This window comes from Motilimonas sp. 1_MG-2023 (assembly GCF_030547455.1).
Taxonomy (GTDB): Bacteria; Pseudomonadota; Gammaproteobacteria; order Enterobacterales; family CBDFNC01; genus Motilimonas.
On record NZ_JAUOPX010000012.1, the window covers coordinates 1 to 25964 of the forward strand.

General features: G+C 43.6%; 17 protein-coding genes. 8 read left to right on the top strand and 9 right to left on the bottom strand.

Translation table 11 applies throughout. The features are described from left to right. Positions 1–21 precede the first annotated feature (21 nt). The 8 genes from Q4519_RS08235 (at position 22) to Q4519_RS08270 (ending at position 15064) form a co-directional block, all read left to right on the top strand. Entirely contained in the window at positions 22–5925 is a 5904-nt protein-coding gene (locus Q4519_RS08235; RefSeq protein WP_303511513.1) for a Calx-beta domain-containing protein, read from the top strand. A gap of 91 nt (positions 5926–6016) precedes the next feature. Beyond that, positions 6017–8194, top strand: coding sequence for a type I secretion system permease/ATPase (locus tag Q4519_RS08240; protein ID WP_232803453.1), 2178 nt, complete (start codon positions 6017–6019; stop codon positions 8192–8194). Further along, entirely contained in the window at positions 8187–9587 is a 1401-nt protein-coding gene (locus Q4519_RS08245; RefSeq protein WP_232803454.1) for an HlyD family type I secretion periplasmic adaptor subunit, read from the top strand. The genes Q4519_RS08240 and Q4519_RS08245 overlap by 8 nt, the downstream gene beginning before the upstream one ends. 33 nt (positions 9588–9620) lie before the next feature. Continuing rightward, positions 9621–10934, top strand: a complete 1314-nt coding sequence (locus Q4519_RS08250; RefSeq protein WP_232803455.1) for a TolC family outer membrane protein — start codon at positions 9621–9623, stop codon at positions 10932–10934. Positions 10935–10946: 12 nt separating this feature from the next. Continuing rightward, positions 10947–11663 (top strand): transglutaminase-like cysteine peptidase, encoded by a 717-nt coding sequence (locus Q4519_RS08255; RefSeq protein WP_303511519.1) that lies wholly within the window; start codon positions 10947–10949, stop codon positions 11661–11663. 9 nt (positions 11664–11672) lie between these two features. After that, on the top strand, positions 11673–13616 hold the full coding sequence (locus Q4519_RS08260; protein ID WP_303511521.1) for an EAL domain-containing protein: 1944 nt from the start codon (positions 11673–11675) through the stop codon (positions 13614–13616). Positions 13617–13674: 58 nt separating this feature from the next. Then, a complete protein-coding gene (locus Q4519_RS08265; protein WP_303511523.1) occupies positions 13675–14385 on the top strand; it encodes an SIMPL domain-containing protein in 711 nt (236 codons plus the stop codon). 157 nt (positions 14386–14542) lie between these two features. Further along, positions 14543–15064, top strand: coding sequence for a GspH/FimT family pseudopilin (locus Q4519_RS08270; RefSeq protein WP_232803459.1), 522 nt, complete (start codon positions 14543–14545; stop codon positions 15062–15064). 153 nt (positions 15065–15217) lie between these two features. Here Q4519_RS08270 and Q4519_RS08275 read toward each other — a convergent pair whose 3' ends face one another. The 9 genes from Q4519_RS08275 to Q4519_RS08315 form a co-directional block, all read right to left on the bottom strand. Next, positions 15218–15562: a hypothetical protein gene (locus Q4519_RS08275; RefSeq protein ID WP_232803460.1), complete on the bottom strand. Its 345-nt coding sequence runs from the start codon at positions 15560–15562 to the stop codon at positions 15218–15220. Beyond that, entirely contained in the window at positions 15543–15953 is a 411-nt protein-coding gene (locus Q4519_RS08280) for a type IV pilin protein (RefSeq protein ID WP_303511526.1), read from the bottom strand. Before Q4519_RS08280 ends, Q4519_RS08275 begins: the two co-directional genes overlap by 20 nt. A gap of 1 nt (position 15954) precedes the next feature. Further along, positions 15955–19314 (bottom strand): pilus assembly protein, encoded by a 3360-nt coding sequence (locus Q4519_RS08285; protein ID WP_303511527.1) that lies wholly within the window; start codon positions 19312–19314, stop codon positions 15955–15957. Between the two features lie 100 nt (positions 19315–19414). Further along, positions 19415–19861, bottom strand: coding sequence for a PilX N-terminal domain-containing pilus assembly protein (locus Q4519_RS08290; RefSeq protein WP_232803462.1), 447 nt, complete (start codon positions 19859–19861; stop codon positions 19415–19417). Positions 19862–19872: 11 nt separating this feature from the next. After that, positions 19873–20874, bottom strand: a complete 1002-nt coding sequence (locus tag Q4519_RS08295; RefSeq protein WP_369293055.1) for a PilW family protein — start codon at positions 20872–20874, stop codon at positions 19873–19875. Beyond that, positions 20867–21427 (bottom strand): type IV pilus modification protein PilV, encoded by a 561-nt coding sequence (gene pilV / locus Q4519_RS08300; protein ID WP_303511531.1) that lies wholly within the window; start codon positions 21425–21427, stop codon positions 20867–20869. The genes Q4519_RS08295 and pilV overlap by 8 nt, the downstream gene beginning before the upstream one ends. A gap of 358 nt (positions 21428–21785) precedes the next feature. Beyond that, positions 21786–22145 (bottom strand): TapY2 family type IVa secretion system protein, encoded by a 360-nt coding sequence (locus Q4519_RS08305; RefSeq protein WP_303511533.1) that lies wholly within the window; start codon positions 22143–22145, stop codon positions 21786–21788. Then, positions 22126–22545 carry a type IV pilin protein gene (locus Q4519_RS08310; protein ID WP_282561178.1) on the bottom strand — a complete coding sequence of 140 codons (420 nt, stop codon included), beginning with the start codon at positions 22543–22545 and terminating at the stop codon, positions 22126–22128. The genes Q4519_RS08305 and Q4519_RS08310 overlap by 20 nt, the downstream gene beginning before the upstream one ends. Then, positions 22545–25910: a pilus assembly protein gene (locus Q4519_RS08315; protein ID WP_303511536.1), complete on the bottom strand. Its 3366-nt coding sequence runs from the start codon at positions 25908–25910 to the stop codon at positions 22545–22547. The genes Q4519_RS08310 and Q4519_RS08315 overlap by 1 nt, the downstream gene beginning before the upstream one ends. Between the last annotated feature and the right edge of the window lie 54 nt (positions 25911–25964).

Here is a 25964-nt window from a genome sequence, read left to right on the forward strand (position 1 = left end):
GGTAAAGCGGCGGTGGGCAGTGTGTTAACTTTGTCATTGGTTGATGGCACAGCAGATGGCAGCGACTATGAAGCGGCGTTTGAAGTGAGCTTAGATGGCGGTCAAACGTGGAGCGTGTCAAATGGCACGGTGACGCTGACTAATGGCGGTGACCAAGAAGTACTGGTGCGCACGCAAACCATCGATGACGCGATGAAAGAAGCGCCAGAGACCTATGCACTTAATGCCACATTAGTGAGCGGTGCGGACACCCTCAATGCAACGGGCACTGCGACCATTAACGATGAGCCCGTAGGCCAAGAGGACACCGTGCTGGTGTCGATTGCCGGCCCTGGCAGCGTGGTGGAAGGCAGTGTTGCGCAAGATTACACCGTGACCTTAAGTGAAGCGGTGCCAGCAGGGCAGTCAGTGACCGTTGATTTGGTTTACAGCGGCGTAGCCCAAGACGGCAGCGACTTTACCAAAGTGGCGCAAGTGACCATCCCAGCGGGTGAGACCAGCGTTAAGTTTGATATTACGACACTGGACGATGTGCTTGCCGAAGGCAGTGAAGACTTCACTATCACCTTAGGCAACATCAACGATGGTGGCGTGTTTGAAGCCATTAAAGCCGATCCAAGTAGCAACGCAGTGACCACCACCATTAACGATGAGCCCGTAGGCCAAGAGGACACCGTGCTGGTGTCGATTGCCGGCCCTGGCAGCGTGGTGGAAGGCAGTGTTGCGCAAGATTACACCGTGACCTTAAGTGAAGCGGTGCCAGCGGGGCAGTCAGTGACCGTTGATTTGGTTTACAGCGGCGTAGCCCAAGACGGCAGCGACTTTACCAAAGTGGCGCAAGTGACCATCCCTGCGGGTGAGACCAGCGTTAAGTTTGATATTACGACACTGGACGATGTGCTTGCCGAAGGCAGTGAAGATTTCACCATCACCTTAGGCAACATCAACGATGGCGGCGTGTTTGAAGCCATTAAAGCCGATCCAAGCAGTCACGCAGTGACCACCACCATTAACGATGAGCCCGTAGGCCAAGAGGACACCGTGCTGGTGTCGATTGCCGGCCCTGGCAGCGTGGTGGAAGGCAGTGTTGCGCAAGATTACACCGTGACCTTAAGTGAAGCGGTGCCAGCGGGGCAGTCAGTGACCGTTGATTTGGTTTACAGCGGCGTAGCCCAAGACGGCAGCGACTTTACCAAAGTGGCGCAAGTGACCATCCCAGCGGGTGAGACCAGCGTTAAGTTTGATATTACGACACTGGACGATGTGCTCGCCGAAGGCAGTGAAGATTTCACCATCACCTTAGGCAACATCAATGATGGCGGCGTGTTTGAAGCCATTAAAGCCGATCCAAGTAGCAACGCAGTGACCACCACCATTAATGATGAGCCCGTAGGCCAAGAGGACACCGTGCTGGTGTCGATTGCCGGCCCTGGCAGCGTGGTGGAAGGCAGTGTGGCACAAGATTACACCGTGACCTTAAGTGAAGCGGTGCCAGCGGGGCAGTCAGTGACCGTTGATTTGGTTTACAGCGGCGTAGCCCAAGACGGCAGCGACTTTACCAAAGTGGCGCAAGTGACCATCCCAGCGGGTGAGACCAGCGTTAAGTTTGATATTACGACACTGGACGATGTGCTTGCCGAAGGCAGTGAAGACTTCACCATCACCTTAGGCAACATCAACGATGGCGGCGTGTTTGAAGCCATTAAAGCCGATCCAAGTAGCAACGCAGTGACCACCACTATTAACGATGAGCCAGTAGGCCAAGAGGACACCGTGCTGGTGTCGATTGCCGGCCCTGGCAGCGTGGTGGAAGGCAGTGTGGCACAAGATTACACCGTGACCTTAAGTGAAGCGGTGCCAGCGGGGCAGTCAGTGACCGTTGATTTGGTTTACAGCGGCGTAGCCCAAGACGGCAGCGACTTTACCAAAGTGGCGCAAGTGACCATCCCTGCGGGTGAGACCAGCGTTAAGTTTGATATTACGACACTGGACGATGTGCTTGCCGAAGGCAGTGAAGACTTCACCATCACCTTAGGCAACATCAACGATGGCGGCGTGTTTGAAGCCATTAAAGCCGATCCAAGTAGCAACGCAGTGACCACCACCATTAACGATGAGCCAGTAGGCCAAGAGGACACCGTGCTGGTGTCGATTGCCGGCCCTGGCAGCGTGGTGGAAGGCAGTGTGGCACAAGATTACACCGTGACCTTAAGTGAAGCGGTGCCAGCGGGGCAGTCAGTGACCGTTGATTTGGTTTACAGCGGCGTAGCCCAAGACGGCAGCGACTTTACCAAAGTGGCGCAAGTGACCATCCCTGCGGGTGAGACCAGCGTTAAGTTTGATATTACGACACTGGACGATGTGCTTGCCGAAGGCAGTGAAGACTTCACTATTACCTTAGGCAACATCAACGATGGCGGCATATTTGAAGCCATTGCAGCGGATAGCAATAACAACCAAGTGATCACAAGCATTGTGGATAACGACTTACCTACGTTTACGTTAACTGCAATCGATGGTTCAGCTAGCAATGCCGTTAATGAAGGAGAGGTCGCGGGATATCAAATTCGTATTGGAAATAAAGGCGTTGCAGATGGGATTGATGTGACTCTCGAGTTAAAAGTGACTGAGGGTACGGCACTAAACCCTGAAGACTTTACTGGCCTACAAGGGATCACATTCGATGCTGCTAAGGGCGTATATGTTGTGACCTTAACAGGTCCATTAGCGCCAAATTCAGTGGTTGCTAATCTAAGCGCTAATACAGTTGAAGATACAGTGTATGAATCAAATGAGAATTTCAACGTTTCCCTTGAATCCACTTCTTTAGGCTCGGTTAGCGGTAGCGTTGAAACAACGATTTTAAATGATGATGCCGCTGTATTAAATCCAATTGATGTGGTGGTAAATGAAGCTGGATTGGTGGATGGCAGTAACCCTGGCATTGGCCACATTGTGACAGGCAACTTATTGGGTAGTGATGCGAGCTTATCCATCAGCAATATTGCAGGCGGTGTATTAGATGCAAATACGGGCATTATTACAGTAACCACAGTGCAAGGTGTGTTAACGGTTGAGACCACGGGGGCTAATGCAGGTCAGTACCAATACCAGTTAAATGATACCTTTGCTCATCAAGCTGGCAATGGCACCAACACGGCTGATAACGCTAATTCATTTGATATCACTGTTTCAGGTCATAATGGTGTGGCTACTAACCTGAAACTTAATGTGGATATTGTTGACGATATCCCAACGGCGAATATTGTATCGCCAGATCCTATCGACTTTACCCAACAAACCACAAACCTCATATTTGTTCTTGATGTTTCCGGATCTATGGGTTGGGATATGGAAGGTGACAGGTCTGGCGATGCCAATTGGGGTGGCACAAGTCGTCTTGAAATTGCAAAACAAAGCTTGTCTAAGCTTATCGATGCTTATAGCAACCTCGGTGATGTCAATATTAAGATAGTGTCTTTCCAATCATCAGTAGACAAAGAATCGGGTTGGTTAACCCTTGCTGAGGCAAAATCATTTCTCGCCCAATTAAATGCGAGTGGTGGAACAGATTACGATGATGCTCTTAGGGCACTTGTAGACGGCTTTAATCCGCCAACTAAGGCTGATGGAAGCGCTGCTGATTTAACTAAGGTTTACTTTTTATCTGATGGGGAGCCCGGCTCTAATACTGATAGGAGTGAAATCACTAGCTACCAGCCAACTTGGGAAGCTTTTGTTAATGAGCAAGGCATTGAAGCTGAGGCAGTTGGTATCGGATCTAATGTACCATCACAATATCTTGATATAGTTTCGCATCCCTCTAAACCTGACGGTAGTGAGCCAACCCAAATTGTGACCACGGCAAATGGCTTGATGACAGTATTATTAGATTCGGTTAAAGCTGTCGTCAATGGAGATGTCGATACTAAGGTTTTAGGTAACATATCAACGGGTATTAATTATGGCGCTGATGGTGGCTTTATTGAGTCAATAGAGGTTGATGGTAAAGTCGTCAATAGACCGAGTGGCACTGATCTTAAAGTTAAAATTGATACGCAAAATGGCGGGGAGTTAGTATTTGACTTTGCGACAGGTGAGTACTCTTATGTAGTGACTATGGGTGACAAACCTGCCAATTCAGACACTTTTGCTGACAACATCATCGTTAATATTGTCGATAATGATGGTGATAAAGTGAGTTCTGATTTTGATATCAGTGTTAAATTCCCAGTGATTGACACTACTCCTGTAGCTAATGTTGATGCTGATCAGGTCAATGAGGTGGTTAGCCAACCTGATAATGACCCTAGTGCAATGATTAACGGCAACGTGTTAGTTAATGATATGTTCGGTAAAGATGTTACAAACCCCGTTATCGGTGTTGTTGCGGGGACGCAAAACGGCAATGTTAGCGGTGGAACAAGTCAAACGATTGCCGGCAGCTTTGGTAGCCTAGTACTGAATACGGATGGTAGCTATGTATACATCTTGAATAATAAAAACGCACAAGTCCAAGCGTTGAATGAAGGTGAAACATTATTAGATAGCTTTACTTATACCATCACCGACGATAATGGTGATCTATCTTCTGCGGTTCTTAACATCACTATCAATGGTGTAACCGACCCAATGCTTGATGCCATCGATGATTCTGCTAGTACCTTTGTTGGTCAGCCTGTGTACATTGATATTTTAAATAATGATGTCAATCCTGCTGATTCAAATCCTAATGATGCCAACACCGAAATAACCATTACAGGTATTAAAGTCATTAGTGGTAGCGGCGAGGCTTATATTGTTAATGGTGAATTAGTTTATGTGCCAGGCAAAGATCAAGAAACCGCGCAAATAGAATATTATGTCACCAACAGTCGTGGTGAAGTTGATACTGCTGTGGTCACGGTGAACGTTACTCAGAGAGATTTTACTGGTTCAACCTTGACTGGCGAAAGTGGTAATGATCAGATCACCACTGTGACAGGGACTGATAGTGGTTCAAAAGAGTTCCAGCTCCAATTAGGTGGCTATAATGGTTATAAAACCGAAAATGGTCAGCGAGTTTGGGTAAACATTGGTGCGCGTGACGAACGATTAATTGCGACGCAAGAGGAACAGTTGATAGATTCATCTGGTGGTAATGATTACGTTAAGGGATCGATTGGTTCAGATACCATCTATTTGGGCGATGGATTCCGAGAGCTTGATGCTGCTTCAACTAAGGCTTTCCTTGATCAAGAAGCGTTAAAAGATCAAGCTGAGTTAGATGCATATCATACTAGTTCTGTTTCTAGTTCTATTGTGGATATAGCTGATGGCGGTGCAGGTGATGATGTTATCTACGGTGGTAGTCAAGGCGTTGATGATCCAAGCGTGACACAAGATGCACTTGAGCGTCCTATTTCTCATTACGACTATATTTATGGTAATGACGGTAACGATATGATCGATGGTGGTTTGGGTTACGATGTGCTTCGTGGTGGCTCAGGCAATGATCTTATCAAAGGCGGTGAGGGTGATGATGATATTGCCGGTAACTCAGGTAATGATATCTTAATTGGCGGGGAAGGAAGTGATACTTTCCGTTTCTTTGCTGAAGACATCGTAAAAGAAGCAGACAATACTAAGCAAGATACTGGGGTTAAAGACACGATTATCGACTTTGATATTAATAGCGATAAACTTCACTTAAGCGATTTACTACAAGGTGAATTACCAAGCACCATAGATGATTACTTAACGGTATATGAAAACGCTAACGGTGGAATTGATATTGTTGTTGATGCAGATGGAAAAGGCGCTTCAACAGATACCATGACCATTACTCTTGAGGGCGTAAGTTACAGTGATGCTGGAGCAGGTATTGATACCGGCAGTGAATTTATTCAAAAATTAATTCAAGATGGTAAGTTAATCATCGATTAATTGTTTGCTATTTTCTTCACTGAATTAGCCATCATGCTTTGTTAAAAAGGCATGGTGGTTTTGTTTACCAAGCAAAGGATGCAAAAACTACGTGCCAAACCAAGGTGATAAACCAGTCAATGATCCACTTGTTGATCCATTATTAGAATGTTTGGTTTTTCTAACCAAGCATTATGGTGAGCCGCATTCTGGGGATGTGCTAACCGCAGGTCTTCCTATGATAGATGGTAAATTGTCACTGCGTTTAGTGAGTCGGGCTGCTGAAAAAGGAGGCTTGAACTCGCGGATCAGCGCGATGGCATTGAAAGATATTTCAGCGTTATTACTTCCCTGTATTTTAGTGTTGGATGAGAACCAGGCTTGTGTGTTGTTGTCGCTCGATAAAGAGAACAGCACTGCTAAAGTGATTTTCCCACTCGCCGGGGAAGGTGAAACCGAGATTGAATTAGCTGAACTTAAAGCACTATATCAAAACCAAGTTATTTTTGTAAAACCACAACATCGTTTTGATAAGCGAACGCCTAAGCTAATTGAAACCGGTCATGGTCACTGGTTTTGGAGTACCATTCGAGGATCTTTACCTATTTATCGCGATGTATTAATCGCTTCTTTGCTGATTAATATTTTTGCTGTGGTCAGCCCCTTATTCGTAATGAACGTTTACGATCGCATTGTGCCTAACTTGGCATTTGACTCTTTGTGGGTGTTAGCTATCGGTGTGTCGATTGTGTTTGTGTTTGATTTTATCATGCGGCAAATGCGCAGTTATTTTATCGATGTTGCTGGGAAAAAATCAGATATTTTATTGTCTTCTAAGATTTTTTCCAAGGTAATGGGGATGCGCTTAGAGGCCCGACCCGCTTCCACAGGGGCTTTTGCTCGTCACTTACAAGAGTTTGAATCGGTACGCGATTTTTTTACCAGTGCTACGGTTGCTGCGCTAGTTGATGTGCCTTTTGCGTTATTAACATTAACTGTGATCTGGTTAGTTGCTGGCCCGATGGTATTCATTCCTGCAGCCTGCTTGTTCATTTTGCTCGCCTATAGTTTTGCTATTCAGTTGCCGTTGCGACGTAGCATTGACGAAGGCTCTCGCTTGGCCGCGCAGAAATATGCCAACTTAGTCGAAGGCCTTAATGGCATTGAAGGGATTAAGGTGACGGGAGCAGAAGGGTTATACCAACACCGCTGGGAAGAAGCAGTTGCTCATATGTCGAACTGGAGCATCAAAACCCGTAAGTTAAGTAATTCTGTTTCCAGTCTCTCCTCTTTTTTACAACAAATGCTCAGTGTGTGTTTGATTGTATACGGGGTGTACCTGATTAAAGATGGTGAGCTTAGCATGGGTGGAATGATCGCAGCAGTCATGCTGAGTGGTCGTGCTTTGGGGCCTTTAAGTCAGCTGTCTTTATTGCTCACCCGCTACACCCAAACAAAGTCAGGGTTAGCTATTTTAGAAAATATTATGGCAATGCCAGATGAAACGGAAGAAGGCAAACGCTATATTCATCGCGCTCGAATGAATGGAGACATCGAGTTTCAAGGGGTAAGCTTTAAGTATCCAGATCAAGAAAACAATGTGCTCTCAGATATTAACTTGAGTATTCGAGCTGGTGAAAAGGTCGCTATTATTGGCCGAATAGGTTCGGGTAAAACCACGTTACAAAAATTGTTAATGGGTTTGTACCGTCCCACTGCAGGCGGCATCCACATTGATGGCATTGAGCAAAATCAAATCCATCCGGCAGACTTACGCCGCACCATAGGCTGTGTGTTACAAGATGCTCCTCTCTATTTTGGCTCGATTAGAGAAAATATATGTTTAGGAGTGCCATTTACGTCTGACGACTTAATTTTAAAAGCCGCTCGTCGCGCGGGTGTGACGGGATTTACTGACCGTGACCCTAATGGCTTAGATCGTCAGGTAGGTGAGTGTGGTCGTTTTTTATCCGGTGGACAGCGTCAATCTGTGGTTATTGCACGCTCTTTATTACTTAACCCCAATGTTTTGGTCATGGATGAGCCTACCAGCGCGATGGACAATCGTTCAGAGCTGCATATAAAACAACAGCTAGCCAGTTTAGATAAGCATCAAACGCTCATTTTGATCACTCATAAAACCAGCATGTTAGACATTGTTGATCGTCTAATCGTAATGGACAGCGGCAAAATAGTTGCGGATGGGCCAAAAGAAGCTGTGCTTAACGCGCTTAAAGAAGGGCGTGTCACCATTGCAGGCCGTACCATGCGGGAGGCAAGTAATGGATAATTTACACAATCAAAATAAATTGCCAAATAAACATGATGTTGAGTTTGTTGATGAAACCAGCTCCGCCAGTTTATTAAATACCGCATTCAGAGCCCGCTTGTTACTTTGGGTGATGTTTTTATTTTTTGTTTCTGCGTTGGTTTGGGCTTACTTTGCTGAATTAGATGAAGTGACGGTTGGGACGGGAAAAATTATACCATCTTCGCAAGTTCAGGTAGTGCAAAACCTAGAAGGCGGTATTTTACGTGAAATTTATATTAAAGAAGGCGACGTCGTAGAGAAAGGCCAAGCTTTAATGCGTATTGACGATACTAAATTCCGAAGTGACTATCGTGAACAAGAACAAAATGTTTTCACTCTAAGCAGTGATATTATTCGTCTTAAGGCAGAGCAAGCAAGTGTAAAGGTATCAAAAGACAATAATGTTCCTTGGCAGGAGCAAGTAAGCATTGATATGGTCGAACTTGAATATAGTGATGAGTTTGAACAACAGCACCCGATGCAAATTTCGGCAGAAACGGCGCGTTACAAACAAGGCATTGCGGGGTTGAATAATCAGTTGCTGATCATGGCGCAACAAATTCAGCAAAAAGAGCAAGAGTTAGTCGAAGTCAATTCAAAGATTAAACACCTACAACGCGCATATGGTTTGGTACGTAAAGAAATAAACCTAACACGGCCATTAGCAAAAGAGGGTGTGGTATCTGAAGTTGAGATTATTCAATTAGAGCGTGACCTTAACAGTACAGCATCAGAATTAGACAGCGCTAAGCTGAGTATTCCAAAAATAAAGTCATCAATAAAAGAAACGATCAGTAAACGACGCGAAATGGCGTTAGAATATCGCCGTAAAGTCTTAGAGCAATTAGATGAAGCTGAAGGTAAAATGGCTTCCCTTAGTGAAGTGCAAGTTGGATTGAAGGATCGGGTTTCACGAACCAATGTTATCTCACCCGTTAAAGGTAAGGTTAAAACGATTAATATCAATACGCTGGGCGGTGTTATTAAGCCTGGTATGGATTTAGTTGAGATCGTTCCATTAGAAGATAACTTGTTAGTAGAAGCTAAAATATTACCCAAAGACATTGCATTTTTAAGGCCTGGTCTTCACGCCGTGGTGAAGTTAACGGCTTATGATTTTGCTATTTATGGTGGCTTGTCTGGAACGTTAGAGCATATTAGTGCAGATACGATCATGGACGAAGAAGGTAATAGTTTTTATTTAATTCGCGTGAGAACTGAACAAGGAAAGATAGGGGTTGGCGACAGTAAATTACCTATTATTCCAGGGATGCTCGCGAGTGTTGATGTGATGACAGGTAAGAAAAGTGTGCTTGATTATTTACTCAAGCCTATTTTAAGAGCAAAGCAATCAGCCTTAAGAGAAAGATAATTATAATCATAATTAAATGGGATATTTATTAAGATGAAAAAAATGTTTTTCAGTACAGTATTGGCTACGGGAGTCTTTATTTCAGCGTCCGGTTATGCTGAGACTCTCGAAAGTAGTGTGGCAAAAACCTTAGTATCAAACCCTGAAATCAATCGAGTGCTTAGTCGTGTTGGCGCGTTTCAAAAAGCTAATGATGGTGCTTTTGCTGGTTATTTGCCAACTATTGATATTAATGCTGGCATTGGTCGTGAGCGAACAGACCGGGATAATTTTGATACCACTACTTACACGCGTAAAGAGTTGGGCTTCAGTCTGAGACAAATTCTGTTTAATGGCTTTGCAACAGGGGCCGAATATGACCGAACCGCTTTTGAAGCTAACGCTGAGCAGTATGCGTTATTGGCGGATGCGGAAGATATTTCTCTAAAAACCATTACAGCCTATTTGAATGTATTGAAATACAGTGAAACTTTATCACTGGCTGAGCAAAACTTAGAAATCCATGAAAAGATATACAAAAATATTAAGAAACGTACTGACTCTGGTATTGGCTCGACATCTGATCTATCGCAAATTGAAGCTCGCTTAGCACGCTCCCATGCTAACAAAGTGAACGCGGAAAATAATCTGTCGGATGCGGAAACACAATATTTACGTTTGGTTAATGAATATCCAGAGAATTTAGAGGTTCCCCAGCCAGATTTTTCAGGTGTGCCGGAATCATTTGCCAATATCGTGCAACGGGCGATGGATAATCATCCGCGCTTAAAATCTTCTCGCCAAGATATTTACGCAGCCAATGCACAACACGAAGTGGCCAAGTCTAAGTACTACCCAGAAATAGCGATTGAAGTTGAGAACAACTTTCTAGAAGACGCCGATGGCACGTTGGGCCGTAATGATGAACTAGTAGGCATGGTACGTATGCGCTATAACTTGTTTAATGGCGGTAAAGATCAAGCCTATGTGGATGAGACGGCATATCAGGTAAACGAAGCAAAACATATCAGTGAAGGAACACTGCGCGATCTTCATCAAGGAGCACGTTTATCTTGGGATGCAAAGCGTTTCTTAGAGCAACAGCAGCGCTTTTTAGAAAAGCATGTGGTTGCTAGTGAACAAACTCGTAATGCTTACGGCAAGCAGTTTAATTTGGGTAAACGCACATTACTAGATGTTCTCAACACAGAAACAGAGCTATTTGAAGCCAAGAAAGATTTGGTTGCCACGCGTTATGAAGTAATGGAAGCTAACTATAGAATCCTTAATTCAATGGGCAGTTTACTCGCTTCATTGCGTATTGCTCCACCAGAAGATTGGCGTCAACAGTTACGCGACATTCAGTAATTTAGTCACAGTATGGATTGGCTTAAAGGCGTATTTACCTCTAGATTTGTAGGGGGAAATACGCCTTTTTTATACGCTTCGTTGTTGATTTCTTCAATGGTTTTTTCTGCTCTTGCCAGTTCACAGATTAACGAAGCGGCATTACTTAAAAAAGTGTTTTCGGTTTACCAAAGTGAGAGAGCGGTAAAGCGTGTAAAAGCTTGGCGAACGCTGGTAGATGAACAGCAAAGTAGTAGCGAACAGCAAAAGTTAGCGGAGGTGAACGCATTTTTTAATCAGTTGCACTTTGTTGACGATATAAAACTGTGGGGGAAAGTGGACTATTGGGCGACGCCTGTCGAGTTTTTGGGGGTTGCTGGAGGGGATTGTGAAGACTTTAGTATCGCTAAGTATTTTACTTTAACAGAGCTTGGGGTTGCAGAAGAAAAGCTGCGTTTGGTCTATGTTAAAGCACTCAGTTTGAATCAGTTTCATATGGTGGTGGCCTATTATCCTGAGCCTGCTGCCATGCCATTAATTCTGGATAATTTAGACGCAGATATTAAACCCGCTAATCAAAGAAAAGATTTGGCACCCGTATATAGCTTCAATGGTAAAAATTTGTGGCTAATGAAAGAAAAGGGCCGAGGCCAGTTAGCGGGCAAGGCTTCGAGATTAAAAAGTTGGAATGAATTGCGCGGTGGTTTGAAAAATAATCGTATGAATTTACCCTTAGTTAGCTTTGATTAAAGGATCATCATGACTCTGTATAAACAATTAAGTCTTGCTGTGTTTTTTATTTTTACTTTGGTACTTTGCGTCGCTTTTTACTATGGTTTTTTGGCCATTAAAGGAGAGACCCTAGGGAATGAGTCGCGCCAGTTTGTACAACTTTCGGAGCAAATAAGTAATGATCTACAGCCTGCTTTATTCGAGTCTCAGTTACAAGGTGCTAAATATATCTTAAATGAGCAGTTGCTGCAGCAAGGGATTGCGCGAGCTAAACTGATTGACAATCAAGGTAAAGCTGTATTAATTATTGATAACACTAACATAGTGGACAGTGCGCCATCTTGGTTTAAAGCGCTGTTTCATGTTCCCGTTTTGTCGCAATCTTTACCTGTTTCAGACTCTGCCATTGGTGAGTTAGTGCTCACCTTTGAGTCATCGCCGTTACCTGTTTATGGCTTATTGTGGCAACAAGTTAAGGAATTAATTATTTGGCTGCTATTTATTTATATCTTTTCCGTATTACTGGCGTGTACATTAATAAAGCGCTTACTCAAGCCATTAGACGATCTTAGCCATGGCGCTGAAGACTTACAGCATCATCACTCAGTGGAGCCGATTTCAGTTCCCCATGTGCAAGAGTTGGAAGGGGTTGCCAAAGCATTAAACGAGATGAGCTCTACGATTAACTTACAGTTTCAACAGCAAGCGGAGGTAGCTGAAACGATCCGTGACAAAATTTTTCGTGATGAGGTTTCAGGATTAGGTAATCGAGCTTACTTTATGGGGCAAGCCAAAGCGTGGATAGACGAATCAGGTAGCGGCGGTTTGGCTTTATTATCGATAGATGTACTTGATGATGTTTACGTAGAGCAAGGAGAAGATGGCAGAAACCAACTTGTTAGTCTATGTGCTGGCGCACTAGTTGAGGCTTTAAGCAGTGATGACAGCTTTGTAGTGGCTCGATTGTCGGTGAATGAATTTGCTTGTTTGTTACCAGGACAGGAAAAGGATCAGTTGCTGGCTATCGCACAGCGTATGCAGTGGGCGGTGTCAGAGTTGGTTGTGAGCCCGATGGATGCCGCGCCATCTATTTCTTATATTGGTTTAGTTCAGCGAACCGAGAATGAATCTGTGACGGAGTTACTTAGTCGAGCCGACAATGCCTTGCAAATTGCTCGTTCGCAACGAGGTGCGCCTATTCATCTAATTGAGTGCACCGAACAGTATAATTTAGGTCGAGTGGGTTGGAAGCATTTAGTACAAGAAGCTATCCATCAAGATTTGTTTTGCTTTAAGGCACAGCCGGTATTGAGCAAGGTCGATCAGCAGGTATTACATGCAGAACTATTTACTTACATTGTAAAAGAAGATCATACTTATTTTGCTGGTCAGTTTATGCCTGCGATAGAGCACTTTAAACTAGGGTGTTTGTTTGACCAATATGTACTGAAAAAACTGCCTCAGCAGCTAAACTTTTCTTCCTATGAGTCGATAGCGGTAAACTTAACGCTTACTTCATGTGTAGATAGTGATTTTCACGATTGGCTAGGACGCTTCTTGGAGCAAAATAAGGCTTTGAAGCATAAAGTTATTTTAGAGTTACCAGAAACAGTTTTTGTTGCTCATGCCGAAGACGTGGCTCCTTTGATAGACATAATAAAAGAGGCTGGTTTCTGTTTTGGGATTGACCAATATGGGCGTCATTTTCAGTCTCTAAATTACTTGGAACAGTTGCGACCTAGTTACGTTAAGGTTGACCACAGCTATACCAATCAAGTGAATGAAATTAAAGGAGATAGCGAGTTTTTAGAAGCGGTTTGTCAGGCTGCAACTAAGCTAAATATCCTCACTATAGCCACGCGAGTTGAAAATCAAATTAAATTAGATCTCTTGTCAGGTTTGCATATCGATGCTTACCAAGGTTTTATCTCACCACCAATGAAACTAGAAAAAATTGATATTGAAAGCTAACCCCTTTTTCTTAAAAATGGGTTAACAAAACGGTATATTAATTTTTGGAGTATCAAACATGCGCGCGATCATTATTTCACTTTGTTTATTCAGTTCCTCATTATTTGCAGGGCAACTGCCCGATGGGCCACATGTTATCACTACAGGTTTTGCTGAAGTCAAAGCGAGTCCTGATATGGCGATTATTGAAGTGAGTGCGGAGGTGATCCATTCTGATGGGTTGCAGGCAAAACAAGAATTAGACAAACGTGTTGAACAGTTTATTGGTTTGGCTGCGAAGCAACTTGGTTTAAGTGAACAGCAAATTGTGGCGCAAACACTTTATACTCACCCTGAATATCAGTATCCAGAGCAAGGTAAAGGCAAACCTGTTTTAGTGGGTTATAAAGCGTCGCGTAATTTAACGGTATCACTGACGGAGCTAGACAAATTAAGTCAATTACTTGATCTGATTTTAAGCCAAGAATTGCAGCAAGTTAATAATATACGATTTGTGATGCAAGATAACACCGCCCTTGCTATGCAAGCTCGCCAATTAGCGATTGAAAGTGCTAAAGAAAAAGCGGCAATGCTAGCTAAGTCGTTTGATGCCACGTTAGGGCCTATCTACCAAATAAATTACCAGCAACGTAACAATGTGCCAGTTGTGCGAGCTAAATCGGCGATGTTAATGGAGAGCGCGCCATCAGGCGGTTATCTCCATGACGAATTAACAGTAAGAGATGAAATACAGGTTGTTTTTACCCTCAATGTGAAAAATAAAAAGTAAAACTGTGACCTATAATTATTATAGATAAGGCACTTTTACTAAGGAGTGTGTATTATTTTACAGCGATATTACACGCCTCTTAATGTGTGACTAACGGACTGAATGAGCGACATGGATATGTTGCATGCTATTTACTAATAATCTTTCTAGGTCTGTTATGTTAAAAAAGAGTCATGGGTTTACCTTAGTTGAAGTGCTTACCGTCATCGCAATCGCAGGCATTATGCTAATGATTGCTGCCCCTAATTTTGCTTCCTTGTCTGCCGATTCTCGTGCTTTTAGCGCTGTTAATGGTATTGCTCGAGATTTAATGTATGCACGAAACCAAGCCGTTAATAATATGACCACCGTTGCAGTTTGTCCGCTAGCTGGTGGCTCTGCGTGTACCAGTGATTGGAGCAAGGGGGTTGATGTATTTATCGACACGAATGAAAACGACAAGCTCGATACGGGTGAAACCTTACTTAAGTCGGGTAGTGCTTTTCATGAAAGTGACCAAGTGAGTTTTGAGCAAAAAAGTGTACGCTTTGGCGCCGATGGCTTAACCCGAAATGTTTCAGGATCTGCCATTTTCTATTATTGTGATGACAAGGAAAGCGTTAAAAAAGGTGTCGTTATTAGTAGTTCAGGCAGAGCTAAAGTGGCTGAACAGGGCTCTATTTCAAAGTGTCATAGTTAACGTCAATTATATAATCTATCTCAGTATCAGTAACCTCATTTGTAATGACTTTGCATTTCGGTTTCTCCCGTCGTCACTTAAGGTTGACGTTTATCAATGCAAGACCAATAAGATAGCTTTAATTGCCGGCCAAATAGTTGCCTGTCCTTTGAATTATTGATCAAAGGTTTGCTCTATATTTTGAGCCGCTTTTGTTTGAAAGCTATTTGTCTTTGCGACACATTCAACCCATTTAGTGATGCCGATGGGGGTTTTTCCATCAGTGTCGTATACCGTTGTTATGTTAGATTTTTTTATATCCTGTTGCATTTTATCGTCTGAGGGATAATTGGAAAAGTAAGAAAAGTGGCCTAAATAGGGTTCGCCATTCTCAAGTTGCAAGGCACACTTATACTCTTGCTTGATTATCGATTCTTGCCCATAAGTGAAATGAGGGACAATTAACAAAAAGCCCCCCACAAGCGAGACTAAGGGGCGACTATTGCCAGCAGTCATCATGAGTGGCTCCTTTTATTTGTTGGTGATTTAGAGTGAAACTCGCGCAATGGCTGTCTCCCGCTTGGCGGTTGATAGGGGTGGCGGTAACGGTAAAGTCTATCAGCCGATCTGTATTGCTTAGCTTCACCTTGTAGCTGCCTCCTTGTGTTTCTATGCTCGCACTAGGATAACCAAGCAAACTCAGATCGTCAGCATACTGATTGTGGTCAAGGTAGTATTGCTCTTGTAAGTTAGCAATCTCTGTCAGCTCCACCGTCGCTTGGCTACGATTACTGGTTAGTATGTATTGCATGTAGCTAGGGTAAGCAATAGCGGCAAGAATACCAACGATAGCGACCGTTATCATAACCTCTATTAGTGTAAAACCTTGGTTAGGCTGTGTGCTGCTCAAGTTATTGCTCCTCAAAGAAACTGTAGATGCGTTTGGGATTCATGGTTGCATTGGTTGTTTGTGAACCACTGTTGACGGTTTCAGTTTCAGCATTCTCTTCTGGATTATCACCAACGACTACATTCACCTGTTCACCTTGTCCGACACCGAGTAAGCGTAGTTCTGATTTGCCCTCTTGGTTGGTGCCAGAGTGAACTACTAATGTGTCGGGCACGCGGTTACCTATTTCTTTGTCGCGCCATGAATGTTGACTAGTCCCATCAAATAAACTGACAGCATAGAGCTTGCCTAATCCAAGGTCATCTATTCCGCAATCTAGGTTTGCCGTCGCATTGGGTGAAAAAGAGGTAAAATAAACCGTCCCTGATATAACGAGCGCACCGCCGAGTGATTTCTCCCCTAGATTGCCAAAGTCATAGCGCCAGCCGGCATGGCTGCTTAGGTTAGCGCGGGATAACATTAAATCGGTACTGGTTGCGATTGGGTTATCGGTTATATTAAATAGTTCGGTGAACGTCACCGGGGTCGGCTTTGTTGCGCTAAATAGGGTCGGGAGAATATAGCTATCTTTCACCATCACAAAGGTATCTTGGTTACTGATATCTGAAGCAGGTTTGGCTCTGTTGCCCGTGCCAACCAATACCATGTCAATAGCCTGATCGAATACTTGATAGCTATCATCAACAGCCACGATTTTTTGAATTAAGGTTCGAGCAACAGTAGGCGCATTAAATATTCTTCGGTCGCCTTTAGTGCTGTTGTCACTTAAACTAGCTAGTTTTATATGAGTCCAATTACTAGGCTCGCCAACCATATCAATACGCCAAAGATTCCCTCCTGTATCTCCCGCATAAACTCGGTCGAGATAGCCATTATCATCACTGTCAAAAGCCGTTACTTCACTTGGAATACTGTATTGCATACAGTGCAGATCACTACTGTCACAGCTAATATTGCTAGACCAGATTTTTTCCCCTGTTTGCGCGTTTACCACAAACACACCGCGTCCCTGGCTATCGATGCAAGGGTCGGTTGCGCTTTTGCTACAGGTATCTTGATTAGTGTCGTAACCGGCACCAAATATAAACACTGGTGTTACTTTGCCATTGATAGGGAGAAAGCCCGATTGCGGTTTTGACCACGTTTGTCCAAGCTCTTCAAAGCCTAGTGAGTTATTCGAAATCTGCCACAGCAGACTTGGGGATGTTGGTGAAGTGAGATCAAAGGTGTAATAGCTTCTCCCCCCTCTGCGCATGCCAATTATGGCAATGATTTGTTTTTCCTCACCGTTCATTATTTCCATCACCGCCGCACTGCCATCCATGCCATATGGATGTTCAGGGGCATCAACATCTTTAATTAGGGATAAGCCGTGGTCAAGTAACTCATCTGGAATAAATGCCCATTCTTCAGTAACCGTTTCCCCTTTATCGTGAAAAAAGTGCACAAAACCAGCGTTAGTTCCAACTAGTAATCTTGTATTGCTGCTATCACTGGAAGGATAGTTAATGGTGGTCGGTTTTGAGTGGAGTGGATCGGCAAAAATATCGTTGCGATAGTCAGCAGTATTACCATCATCGTCAAGGTCATCAACATCTAGGCCTAACAGCCACTCAACTTGTCGGGTTAAACCAGTTTCGTCAGTGCCAAGTTCCGTTGCCAAAGCTAGATTAGTGCTCGCTGAATAGTGTGTTTTTATACTATCAAGTGATAGAGTAATTAAGCTATTACCTGTGTTGGTATAAAGTGTTCGAGAGCTTTGTGCTGCAATGGCATCTGCAACACCACCTTGGGTCACTGAGTTACCATCATTAACCCCGCCCCAAGCGGTCGAAGCGCCTTCTCGAATATTGCCATTGTCATCTATTGCTGCCGCTTTATTCGCATCGCGCAGTACACCTTTATTGTCTATGGTGAGTTTTTTAATGTTGCCTCGCCAGCGCTGCTTTTTACTGGGCATAAACATCGAGTAATAAATAGTGTTTTGATGTTGCGTGCGGTCAAAGCTGGTGGCTGATACCGCGGGGGCATTAAAGCTTGAAGATTGATCGAGTATTTTAATGATGGTTTCTTGAAAAGCTTGCTGTAAGTCGGCAGCATCCGTTGCTGGGAAATATTCACCTCCGCCTTGCTTCGCGGTTTCAAGTAATAACCCACCTGCGCCAGAGGTGGCGCCATCGCCAAAACCTATTGTGTAGGTTGAGATGATTTGCTTACCTGTTTTATTGAGATTAATGTCGTTGTTATTCATGTATTTTGCCAGTGCAGGCATATAGCTTGAATATGACGAGCTACCCTTGGTTAGGCTATAGATAAGCGAATCCGCTTTACCGTCCTGAGTGGGTTCTCCATCTGTCATTAAAATGACGTAGGCCTTATCCTGACAGGTTTTATAGGGGGAGGCATAGGTGCCTTCGGGGCTTTCAGCTTTCAGATCTCTTGGCGGTTTATTTGCTAAGTAAGAGCCGTAATCATAGTCATCATCGCCAAAGTAAACACCTAACCCTGCAAAGTAGCGATAAACTTCATATAAAGACTCACATAATGGTGTATTTCCCATCGCTTGTTGAGCATTAATAGTATTACTAAAGCTGGCTCTGTCTAGCTCAGTCATATTACTAAGAGCTCGTACAATCCGGCCTCCATTACGAGTGCCATCTGACGCGTTGTAATTAAAAACAGTGAGGCCAAAATTAACTGAAGGGGTGGAGCGCACCAGCTCAGAAATGGCATCTTGAGCTATCGCTAAACGGCTTTTCGAAATGGTATTATTTTGATAGTGCCAATAAAGGTATTTTTCTGTATAGAGCGTAACGCCATCGTTACCGCGAAATATATCGGTGCTAGCAGTACTACTATAGGGATTATTTGAACCATTTCTTGGGTAGCCAACATCACCACTGGCTGGGTTGCTGGTGACTTTGTAGTCGACATCTTCACGGCAGTCGAACCAAGCTCCATTATCTGAAGAAAGGGTTCGCCAAGTGCGTTTTTTTGCATACCAACGGCGCATATTACCCGTGTATTTACCTGATGAACTGAGGGGGGCAATAGATGATTGACAATTGTTCTTGGTTGTTAAAAAATAGTTGTCATCATCTTTACTGGGGACTCCATCACCTGCTTTTGACCAATATATTTTACCGCTATTAGGCTCTCCATAGTCTGTCGCAGGGTTGAAGGGCTCTTTAGTTAATAGCTCGGTATTGCGCATACTGCCAGAGTTATCAAAGATGATCATTACTTGCGGTCTTAACCCATTTTGAGCAGAAACATCCGCGATATAGAGCTCTGTGTCATCTGCAATAACCGCACTGCACATACTAATAGTGGCTGCGGGAATTAAAAATCGCTTTTTCATGAGTCACCCTATTCTAGATAAATACTGCCGCGCGCGAATGATCCATGAAGGCGTTAAGCAGTGTGTTTATCCATGCTTATTCATCCAGAATAAGTATGTTCTATTTTTTCAGTAACTTTTGTTCTACGCCCAGTCCTGCAGCGTTTTCACCTTGATGACCACCGCCTGTTTTGGCGCGGCCATATTGTTTCGATAGCCGGGTGTCTAAATAGCGACAAGAGAATAAGCCGACCGAGCTTGGCTCCTTACTACGTGCGCAGCTAGGCTGTTCATTTATGGCAATAATAGCGGTGCTAATGTTCTTAATGTGTTTTACTTCAAATTTAGTATCGAGTGCGGCCGTAGCAAATTGTTGACTAGCATTGGCATTCGTTAATATTTCGCTGATTGCGCCTTCTAATTGTTGGTCGGCATCTATCCGTTGCGCACTGGCCCCCGCCATTTTGAGATCTAGACTGGCATTAGACATTAGCAGTGTCGTTAATCCTGATAATAGGAGCAGTAAAATGATACTGATAAATAGTGCAATGCCTTGCTGAAATTTCATTTCTGCCTCCATCAGATTGCCTTATCTAGCCACATTGGATTACTAAAGCTAATAACACTGGATACCAATAAGCGTCTAAAATTATCGTTCACTGTGATTGTTTTGTCCGCTAGGGTATAGGTATTTTGGTTTAAGTAACTTTTACTCTCTTCTAAAGCTCTAACTAAAATAAAAACTTCAACGCCAATCACTTTGTCATTTGATAATGCCGAGGTCTGGTAATTAGTATTGCCATTGGCTTCTTCAACGATATAGAGTAATTGCATGTCTTCAACGCCAGATAATAAAATTGGCTCCAAAGCCATGCCGCTGTTATTAAGGCTCATTCGGCGAAGTCGAGGAGTATTGGTACTGAGAGAACGATCTAAAAAGTACACATGATGTAAGTATTGCCAAGCATGACTACTAGTGAAAGATGGGTCACTTGGCGGGGTTGAGCCGGATGCAAAAATAGCGGCTTTACTGTGGCTACCCATTAATAGAAAAGGACCGTCTGCAGTAACAGTACCTGCTGCTGGTATTGGCTCTCTTTTGCCCATTAAGCGTTTTAGCGTGATAACATCCGAACCGCGTTTAAGTTGTGAGTCTGGGTCGTCATCAATAATACAGCGCATATAGCTCAGGCTCGACAACTGAGGGATTTCAAATGACCAAAATTGCCGAAATTGAACGCTGCCTTTGGGGAAGGAGCCTCCGCCTAAATCGTCAGTGCAATCACTACTACTGCTAAGCGTTGGTGTGGTAATTTCTTTGTTAACGGTCGCATTCAGCCTTGTCATTAAGTGTGAGGTGGCCACTCCCCAAAATCCGACTTGCCTAAGGTCTTGGCTGATTAATTGCAGTGCAATTCGTCCTGTTTCCTGTAGTTCACCCATTTGATTGGTGTTTTGTGAGCCAGCACGAGATTGAACAAATACCGCGGTGATCCCGCCAATTAGAAATAGCCCGATAGTCATTCCTATCATCCATTCGATGATGCCGAATCCTCGTTGCTTTAGCCTTGTTCTACGCATTTCTGACCAACGTTGTAATAGTGATTTGCCGGCGCTCTTTGCTTTCTGCGCCACAGTTCTTGGCTAACGTCACTGAGGTATCTGCACCATCTTCAAGTTGTTGTCGGCTTTGCCAGCTAATAATGATAGTGACCAAGCCTGATGTGGTTTCGTAACCGATACAGGCATCGGCCTTTGTAAGGCCACCAATTGCGCGTGCGTTGTCACTAACTTGCGTTCCTTTAAGCAGATTTTGCCAATGGATCAGATCAATAGTACGGCGCTCGCTGGCTGAGCAGCTGGAGCATTTGGGTTGCGTTAACGTCTTAGCGGTTTCAATAACACTGCTAACAGCATAAAGGTCGGGGGCGTTGATAAATTCGCTGCTATTTAGGTGAATGCGCTCGGCTATGTCCATCGCGATAAAGCTAGCAAGGGTTCGCTGTTGCGACTCAAAAGCTGATTTTTTAGCGATTCCTTGGGATGCTGCCACACCTAATAATCCGGTGGTTAATATAAACAGCGTGATCATTGCTTCAATTAAACTAAAGCCGCGCAAAAACGTAGTTTTCATTTGGGGTCTTTGAAGCCAGTCTGTTGTTACCATTACCAGCCTCCTTTTGGTTAGAAAACAAATAAACTAATCCGTCTAGTACTTAAGTATATCTGCGTTTTTTTTTCTTGCTGTCAGGATCCTTTACAACTATGACCTTTAATGTGATCATTTTTGCAAGGTGTTTGATTATGCTTGTTTTTATTTTTTGATTTTTGTTGCGGGCAATAATTACGACGGGAAAATTATTCGAGATAAAAGTCCCCTCATCACGAGGGGAGAACATTAATAACCTTGTTCTGTTTCTATGTGGTTTAGTAATGACTTTAGGTACATGACTAAATCACAAACAGAGTTATGTGTTACTGACTAGAAAATTTTAGTAATCAAAATTTTCTTCTACTGCCTTTGCTGCGTCAGAGGTAAAGCTCTGGCCTGAGTGTGCGCATTCAAGTACTTTTTTCACTGCGATTAAAGTTGTCCCGTCTGCTTGAAATACTGATTCTCCGGCTTTTTCTATGGTGCTTTTTTGCATTTTATCCATTGATTTATATTCTGATTGATATTGGTAACGACCTATATAGGGTTCATTATCAGCCAAGATCATAGCGCAGCGGTATTCTTGTAATGGCTTTTGCGCTTGCGCTTGCGCTTGCGCTTGGCTCAGCAGTAGGCTTGATACTAAGAGCACTCCAATGCGATGACGGTAGTGTTTAGGGTTATTTTTTCCAGCAATCATTCGATGTCGCCCCTTTTTGTTGCTGATAATTAAGCGTGAACGTTAAACACGCCGTATCTTTTAATTGCTGGCCGATGGCTTTTGCCGTTACAGTAAAATCAATTTCGCGGTTTGTTGAACTTACCTTGATGTTAAATCGGCCATTTTCGGTCGAGATGCTACTACTGGAGTAGCCTAGCTGATCTAAACTGGCTGCATAACGATTATGATCGAGATAGTATTGTTCCTGTAAATTGGCTATTTCAGTCAACTCTGTAGTTGCTTGAGATCGGCTGCTAGTGAGTACATACTGCATATAACTAGGGTAGGCTATAGCAGCCAATATGCCGACTATTGCTATTGTGATCATAATTTCAATAAGGGTAAAAGCTTGCTGGTTTTTCACGTATTCGCCCCTCATTATAATTCCTCAAAGTAGCTGTAGATCCGGTTTGGTTTCATGTTGGCATCGGTTGATTGGGTGCCAGTGTTCACTTCTTGCTCTTCAGTGCCGTTGTTGGGATCTTCTGGGATCACTACTGATATTTGTTCGCCCTGGCCGACGCCAAGAAGACGAATGACTGATTGTCCCTGCTCATCTTCACCAGAATGCGCCACAATGGTATCAGGAACCTGGTTACCAATTTCTTTTTCACGCCAAGTTTGAGTATTGGTGCCATCAAATAGATTAACGGCATAGAGCTTGCCTAGACCAAGATCACCAATACCACATTGTAAGTTTGCAGTGGCATTAGGGGAAAAAGAGGTAAAGTATACTGTGCCAGCGAGCACTAAGGGGCCCCCCAGCGACTTTTCACCTTTGCCTTTGAATTGATAGCGCCAGCCGGAATTGCTGCTTAAAGTGGCGCGAGACAGCATTAAGTCAGTACTACTTTCAATCGGGTTATTAGTGATATCGAACAGATCGCCAAATTTAATGGGGGTTGGCTTTTCCACGCCGTTACTGCCAAAAGTAGTGGGTAAAATATGAGTATCTTTAATCATCACGAACGTATCTTGATTACTGATGTCAGAGGCGGGTTTGGCGCGATTACCTGTGCCAACCAGCACCATATCAACGGCTTGATCGTAAACTTGATAGCTTTCATCTACTTTAATCACTTTTTGGATCAAGCTACGAGCAATGGTGGGTGGGGTGAAAATACGGCGATCACCTGTGGTTGTGGCATCACTGAGTTTTGCTAGCTTGATGGTACTCCAAGCCGACGGTGAGTCACCCTTTAAGTCGATACGCCAAAGGTTGCCACCAGTATCACCTGCATACAGGCGATCAATAATGCCATCACTATTGCTGTCTAGAGTAGCTATTTCACTCGGAATACTGTGCTGCATACAGTGCGCATCAGTGGCGCTGCAAGTCGTATTATTCGACCAGATCAACTCTCCTGTTTTAGCATTGACAATAAAAATGCCGCGCCCTTCAGTATCTAAGCAGTTGTCGCCTCCACTACAATTATCTTTATTGACGTCGTAACCGGCGCCAAAAATAAATACAGGGATTGTGTCACCAGAAACATTAAGCCAACCGGATTTTGGTTTTGACCAAGTTTGTCCCAGTTCACTAAATGAGCTATCTGATTTGCTTTTTTCCCAAAGTAGTTTTGGTGAGGTTGGCGTCGTAATATCAAAGGCATAGTAGCTTTTACCACCACGGCGCATGCCCATTACAGCAATCAATTGCTTTGTGGAGCCTTGGGTCACGTCAAATACTGTTGCTGTGCCATCCATGCCATAAGGGTGGCTCGCTGCATCTTTGTCATTGATTAATCCTAAGCCATGACTGAGTAATTCAGCAGGAATAAAGGCCCAGTCTTCTGTGACAGTTTGGCCTTCATCATGGAAAAAATGGACAAAGCCAGCATTGGTGCCAACCATTAATCGAGTGGAGTCGTTACCACTTGGGTAAACAATGGCGGTGGGTTTTGAGTGCAGTGGATCGGCAAAGATATCGGTGCGGTAGTCGGCAATGTTATTATTACCATTGGCGTCATTGATATCGTAGCCTAATAGCCAATTTAAGTGTTCATCAAGATTGGTGACATCTATCCCTAGCTCAACAGCTAGGTCACTATCTGTGGCGACATTAAAATATGTTTTAATGTTTTGCTTGTTTAGCGTAACCAAGGCACCTTGAATATTGGTGAAAATTTTACGGTTAGTTTGTTTAGCTATTGCTGCGGCTACACCTCCTTGGCTGACAGAGTTACCATCATTTACGCCGCCCCAACCAGTTGATGCATTTTCACTGATGTAACCATTGGCCGAAATAGCGGGTAAATTGTTGGCGTCGCGTAAAATTCCTTTTTTATCAATAGTGAGTTTTTTAATGTTGCCACGCCAGCGCTGCTTTTTACTTGGCATAAACATTGAGTAATACACGTTGTTTTGATGTTGGGTGCGATCAAAGCTAGTGGCTGAAACAGCAGGTGCGTTAAAACTAGAGGATTGGTCGAGAATTTTAATGATCGTTTCTTGAAAAGCTTGTTGTAGCGCTTTTGCATCGGTGGCGGGGTAGTACTCGCCGCCACCTTGAGTCGCGGTTTCTAACAATAAAACACCAGCTTGTGTTGTTGCAGCTTCACCAAAGCCAATAGTGAAAGTGGACACTGTTTGGGTGCCTGCTTTATCGCTATTAATGTCTTTTGTGTTGAGATGTTTTGCTAGTGTTGGCAAGTAGCTCGAGTACCAATCTTTAGCGCCGGTTAAACTAGCAATTAAACTGTCGGCCATTTTATCTTGAGTTGGCTGACCGTCGGTCATCAGGATTACGTAAGCCTTATCTTGACAGGTTTTGTAAGGCGATTTATAAGTGCCTTCTGGCGCTTCTGCATTGGTATCTCTGGGCGGCTTATTAGCTAAATAATATCCACCGTAGTCAGCATCATCATCACCAAAGTAAACACCTGTTCCAGAAAAATAGCGATAGACTTCATAGAGTGATTCACATAACGGCGTGTTACCTTTGGCTTCTTGGTTATTAATGACGCTACTAAAATCCAGTCGATCTTGAGTGCTCATATCTTTAATGGCGCGAACCACACGGCCACCGTTGCGGGTACCATCACTGTCATTGTAGTTAAATACCGTTAAACCAAAGTTAACCGAAGGTGTTGATTTGACCAAATCGGAAATCGCATCTTGAGCAATACTTAAGCGACTTTTCTTAACTGTATCGGGTTGATGATACCAAGCGAGGTATTTCTCGGTATAAAGGGTAATACCATCTGAACCGATAAATACACTACTCCCTTTTGTTGCTTGGTAGCCCGTTTTCGTGCCATTTATAGGGTATCCGTCAACTTGAGAGCCTGGATTTTGTAGTAAATCCTTGTCTGCATCTTCGCGACAATCAAAATATACCCCTCTACTTTTTTTGAGAGTCAGCCAAGTTTGGCTTTTACTACTCCATCTCCTCAAGTTGCCTGTATATTTACCATTATCTATCAATGGGTTAATTGATGATTGGCAGTTGTTTTCACTCATGTTGAATTGATTGCTACTGGTTACGTCAGGTACCGGTTGTCCGGCCGCGCCCCAATAGATTTTTTGTTGTCCCGATTCGCCATAATCTTTATTGGGATCAAATGCTTCTTTAGTGAGCATTTCTGAGTCACGCATGCTACCCGAGTTATCGAAGATGATCATAACTTGCGGGCGAAGGCCTTTTTGCGCAGAAATATCGGCAATATATAACTCTGTATCATCTGCGAGCGCATTAGTGCAGAGCAAAGCAGTAAAGGGTAGTAAGAATTTGAATCTGTACATTAGTATCCTTTCCATGTTTTTTGGAAATTGAATTAATACGTCCTATGCGTGCCG

Excerpts from the sequence above, each read along its gene's own strand:
- Q4519_RS08295 (WP_369293055.1), bottom strand. The coding sequence starts at position 20,874 with ATGCGTAGAACAAGGCTAAAGCAACGAGGATTCGGCATCATCGAATGG.
- Q4519_RS08255 (WP_303511519.1), top strand. The coding sequence starts at position 10,947 with ATGGATTGGCTTAAAGGCGTATTTACCTCTAGATTTGTAGGGGGAAAT.
- pilV (WP_303511531.1), bottom strand. The coding sequence starts at position 21,427 with ATGAAAACTACGTTTTTGCGCGGCTTTAGTTTAATTGAAGCAATGATC.
- Q4519_RS08275 (WP_232803460.1), bottom strand. The coding sequence starts at position 15,562 with ATGATGACTGCTGGCAATAGTCGCCCCTTAGTCTCGCTTGTGGGGGGC.
- Q4519_RS08245 (WP_232803454.1), top strand. The coding sequence starts at position 8,187 with ATGGATAATTTACACAATCAAAATAAATTGCCAAATAAACATGATGTT.
- Q4519_RS08265 (WP_303511523.1), top strand. The coding sequence starts at position 13,675 with ATGCGCGCGATCATTATTTCACTTTGTTTATTCAGTTCCTCATTATTT.
- Q4519_RS08315 (WP_303511536.1), bottom strand. The coding sequence starts at position 25,910 with ATGTACAGATTCAAATTCTTACTACCCTTTACTGCTTTGCTCTGCACT.
- Q4519_RS08305 (WP_303511533.1), bottom strand. The coding sequence starts at position 22,145 with ATGATTGCTGGAAAAAATAACCCTAAACACTACCGTCATCGCATTGGA.
- Q4519_RS08260 (WP_303511521.1), top strand. The coding sequence starts at position 11,673 with ATGACTCTGTATAAACAATTAAGTCTTGCTGTGTTTTTTATTTTTACT.
- Q4519_RS08310 (WP_282561178.1), bottom strand. The coding sequence starts at position 22,545 with ATGAGGGGCGAATACGTGAAAAACCAGCAAGCTTTTACCCTTATTGAA.
- Q4519_RS08290 (WP_232803462.1), bottom strand. The coding sequence starts at position 19,861 with ATGAAATTTCAGCAAGGCATTGCACTATTTATCAGTATCATTTTACTG.
- Q4519_RS08270 (WP_232803459.1), top strand. The coding sequence starts at position 14,543 with ATGTTAAAAAAGAGTCATGGGTTTACCTTAGTTGAAGTGCTTACCGTC.
- Q4519_RS08285 (WP_303511527.1), bottom strand. The coding sequence starts at position 19,314 with ATGAAAAAGCGATTTTTAATTCCCGCAGCCACTATTAGTATGTGCAGT.
- Q4519_RS08250 (WP_232803455.1), top strand. The coding sequence starts at position 9,621 with ATGAAAAAAATGTTTTTCAGTACAGTATTGGCTACGGGAGTCTTTATT.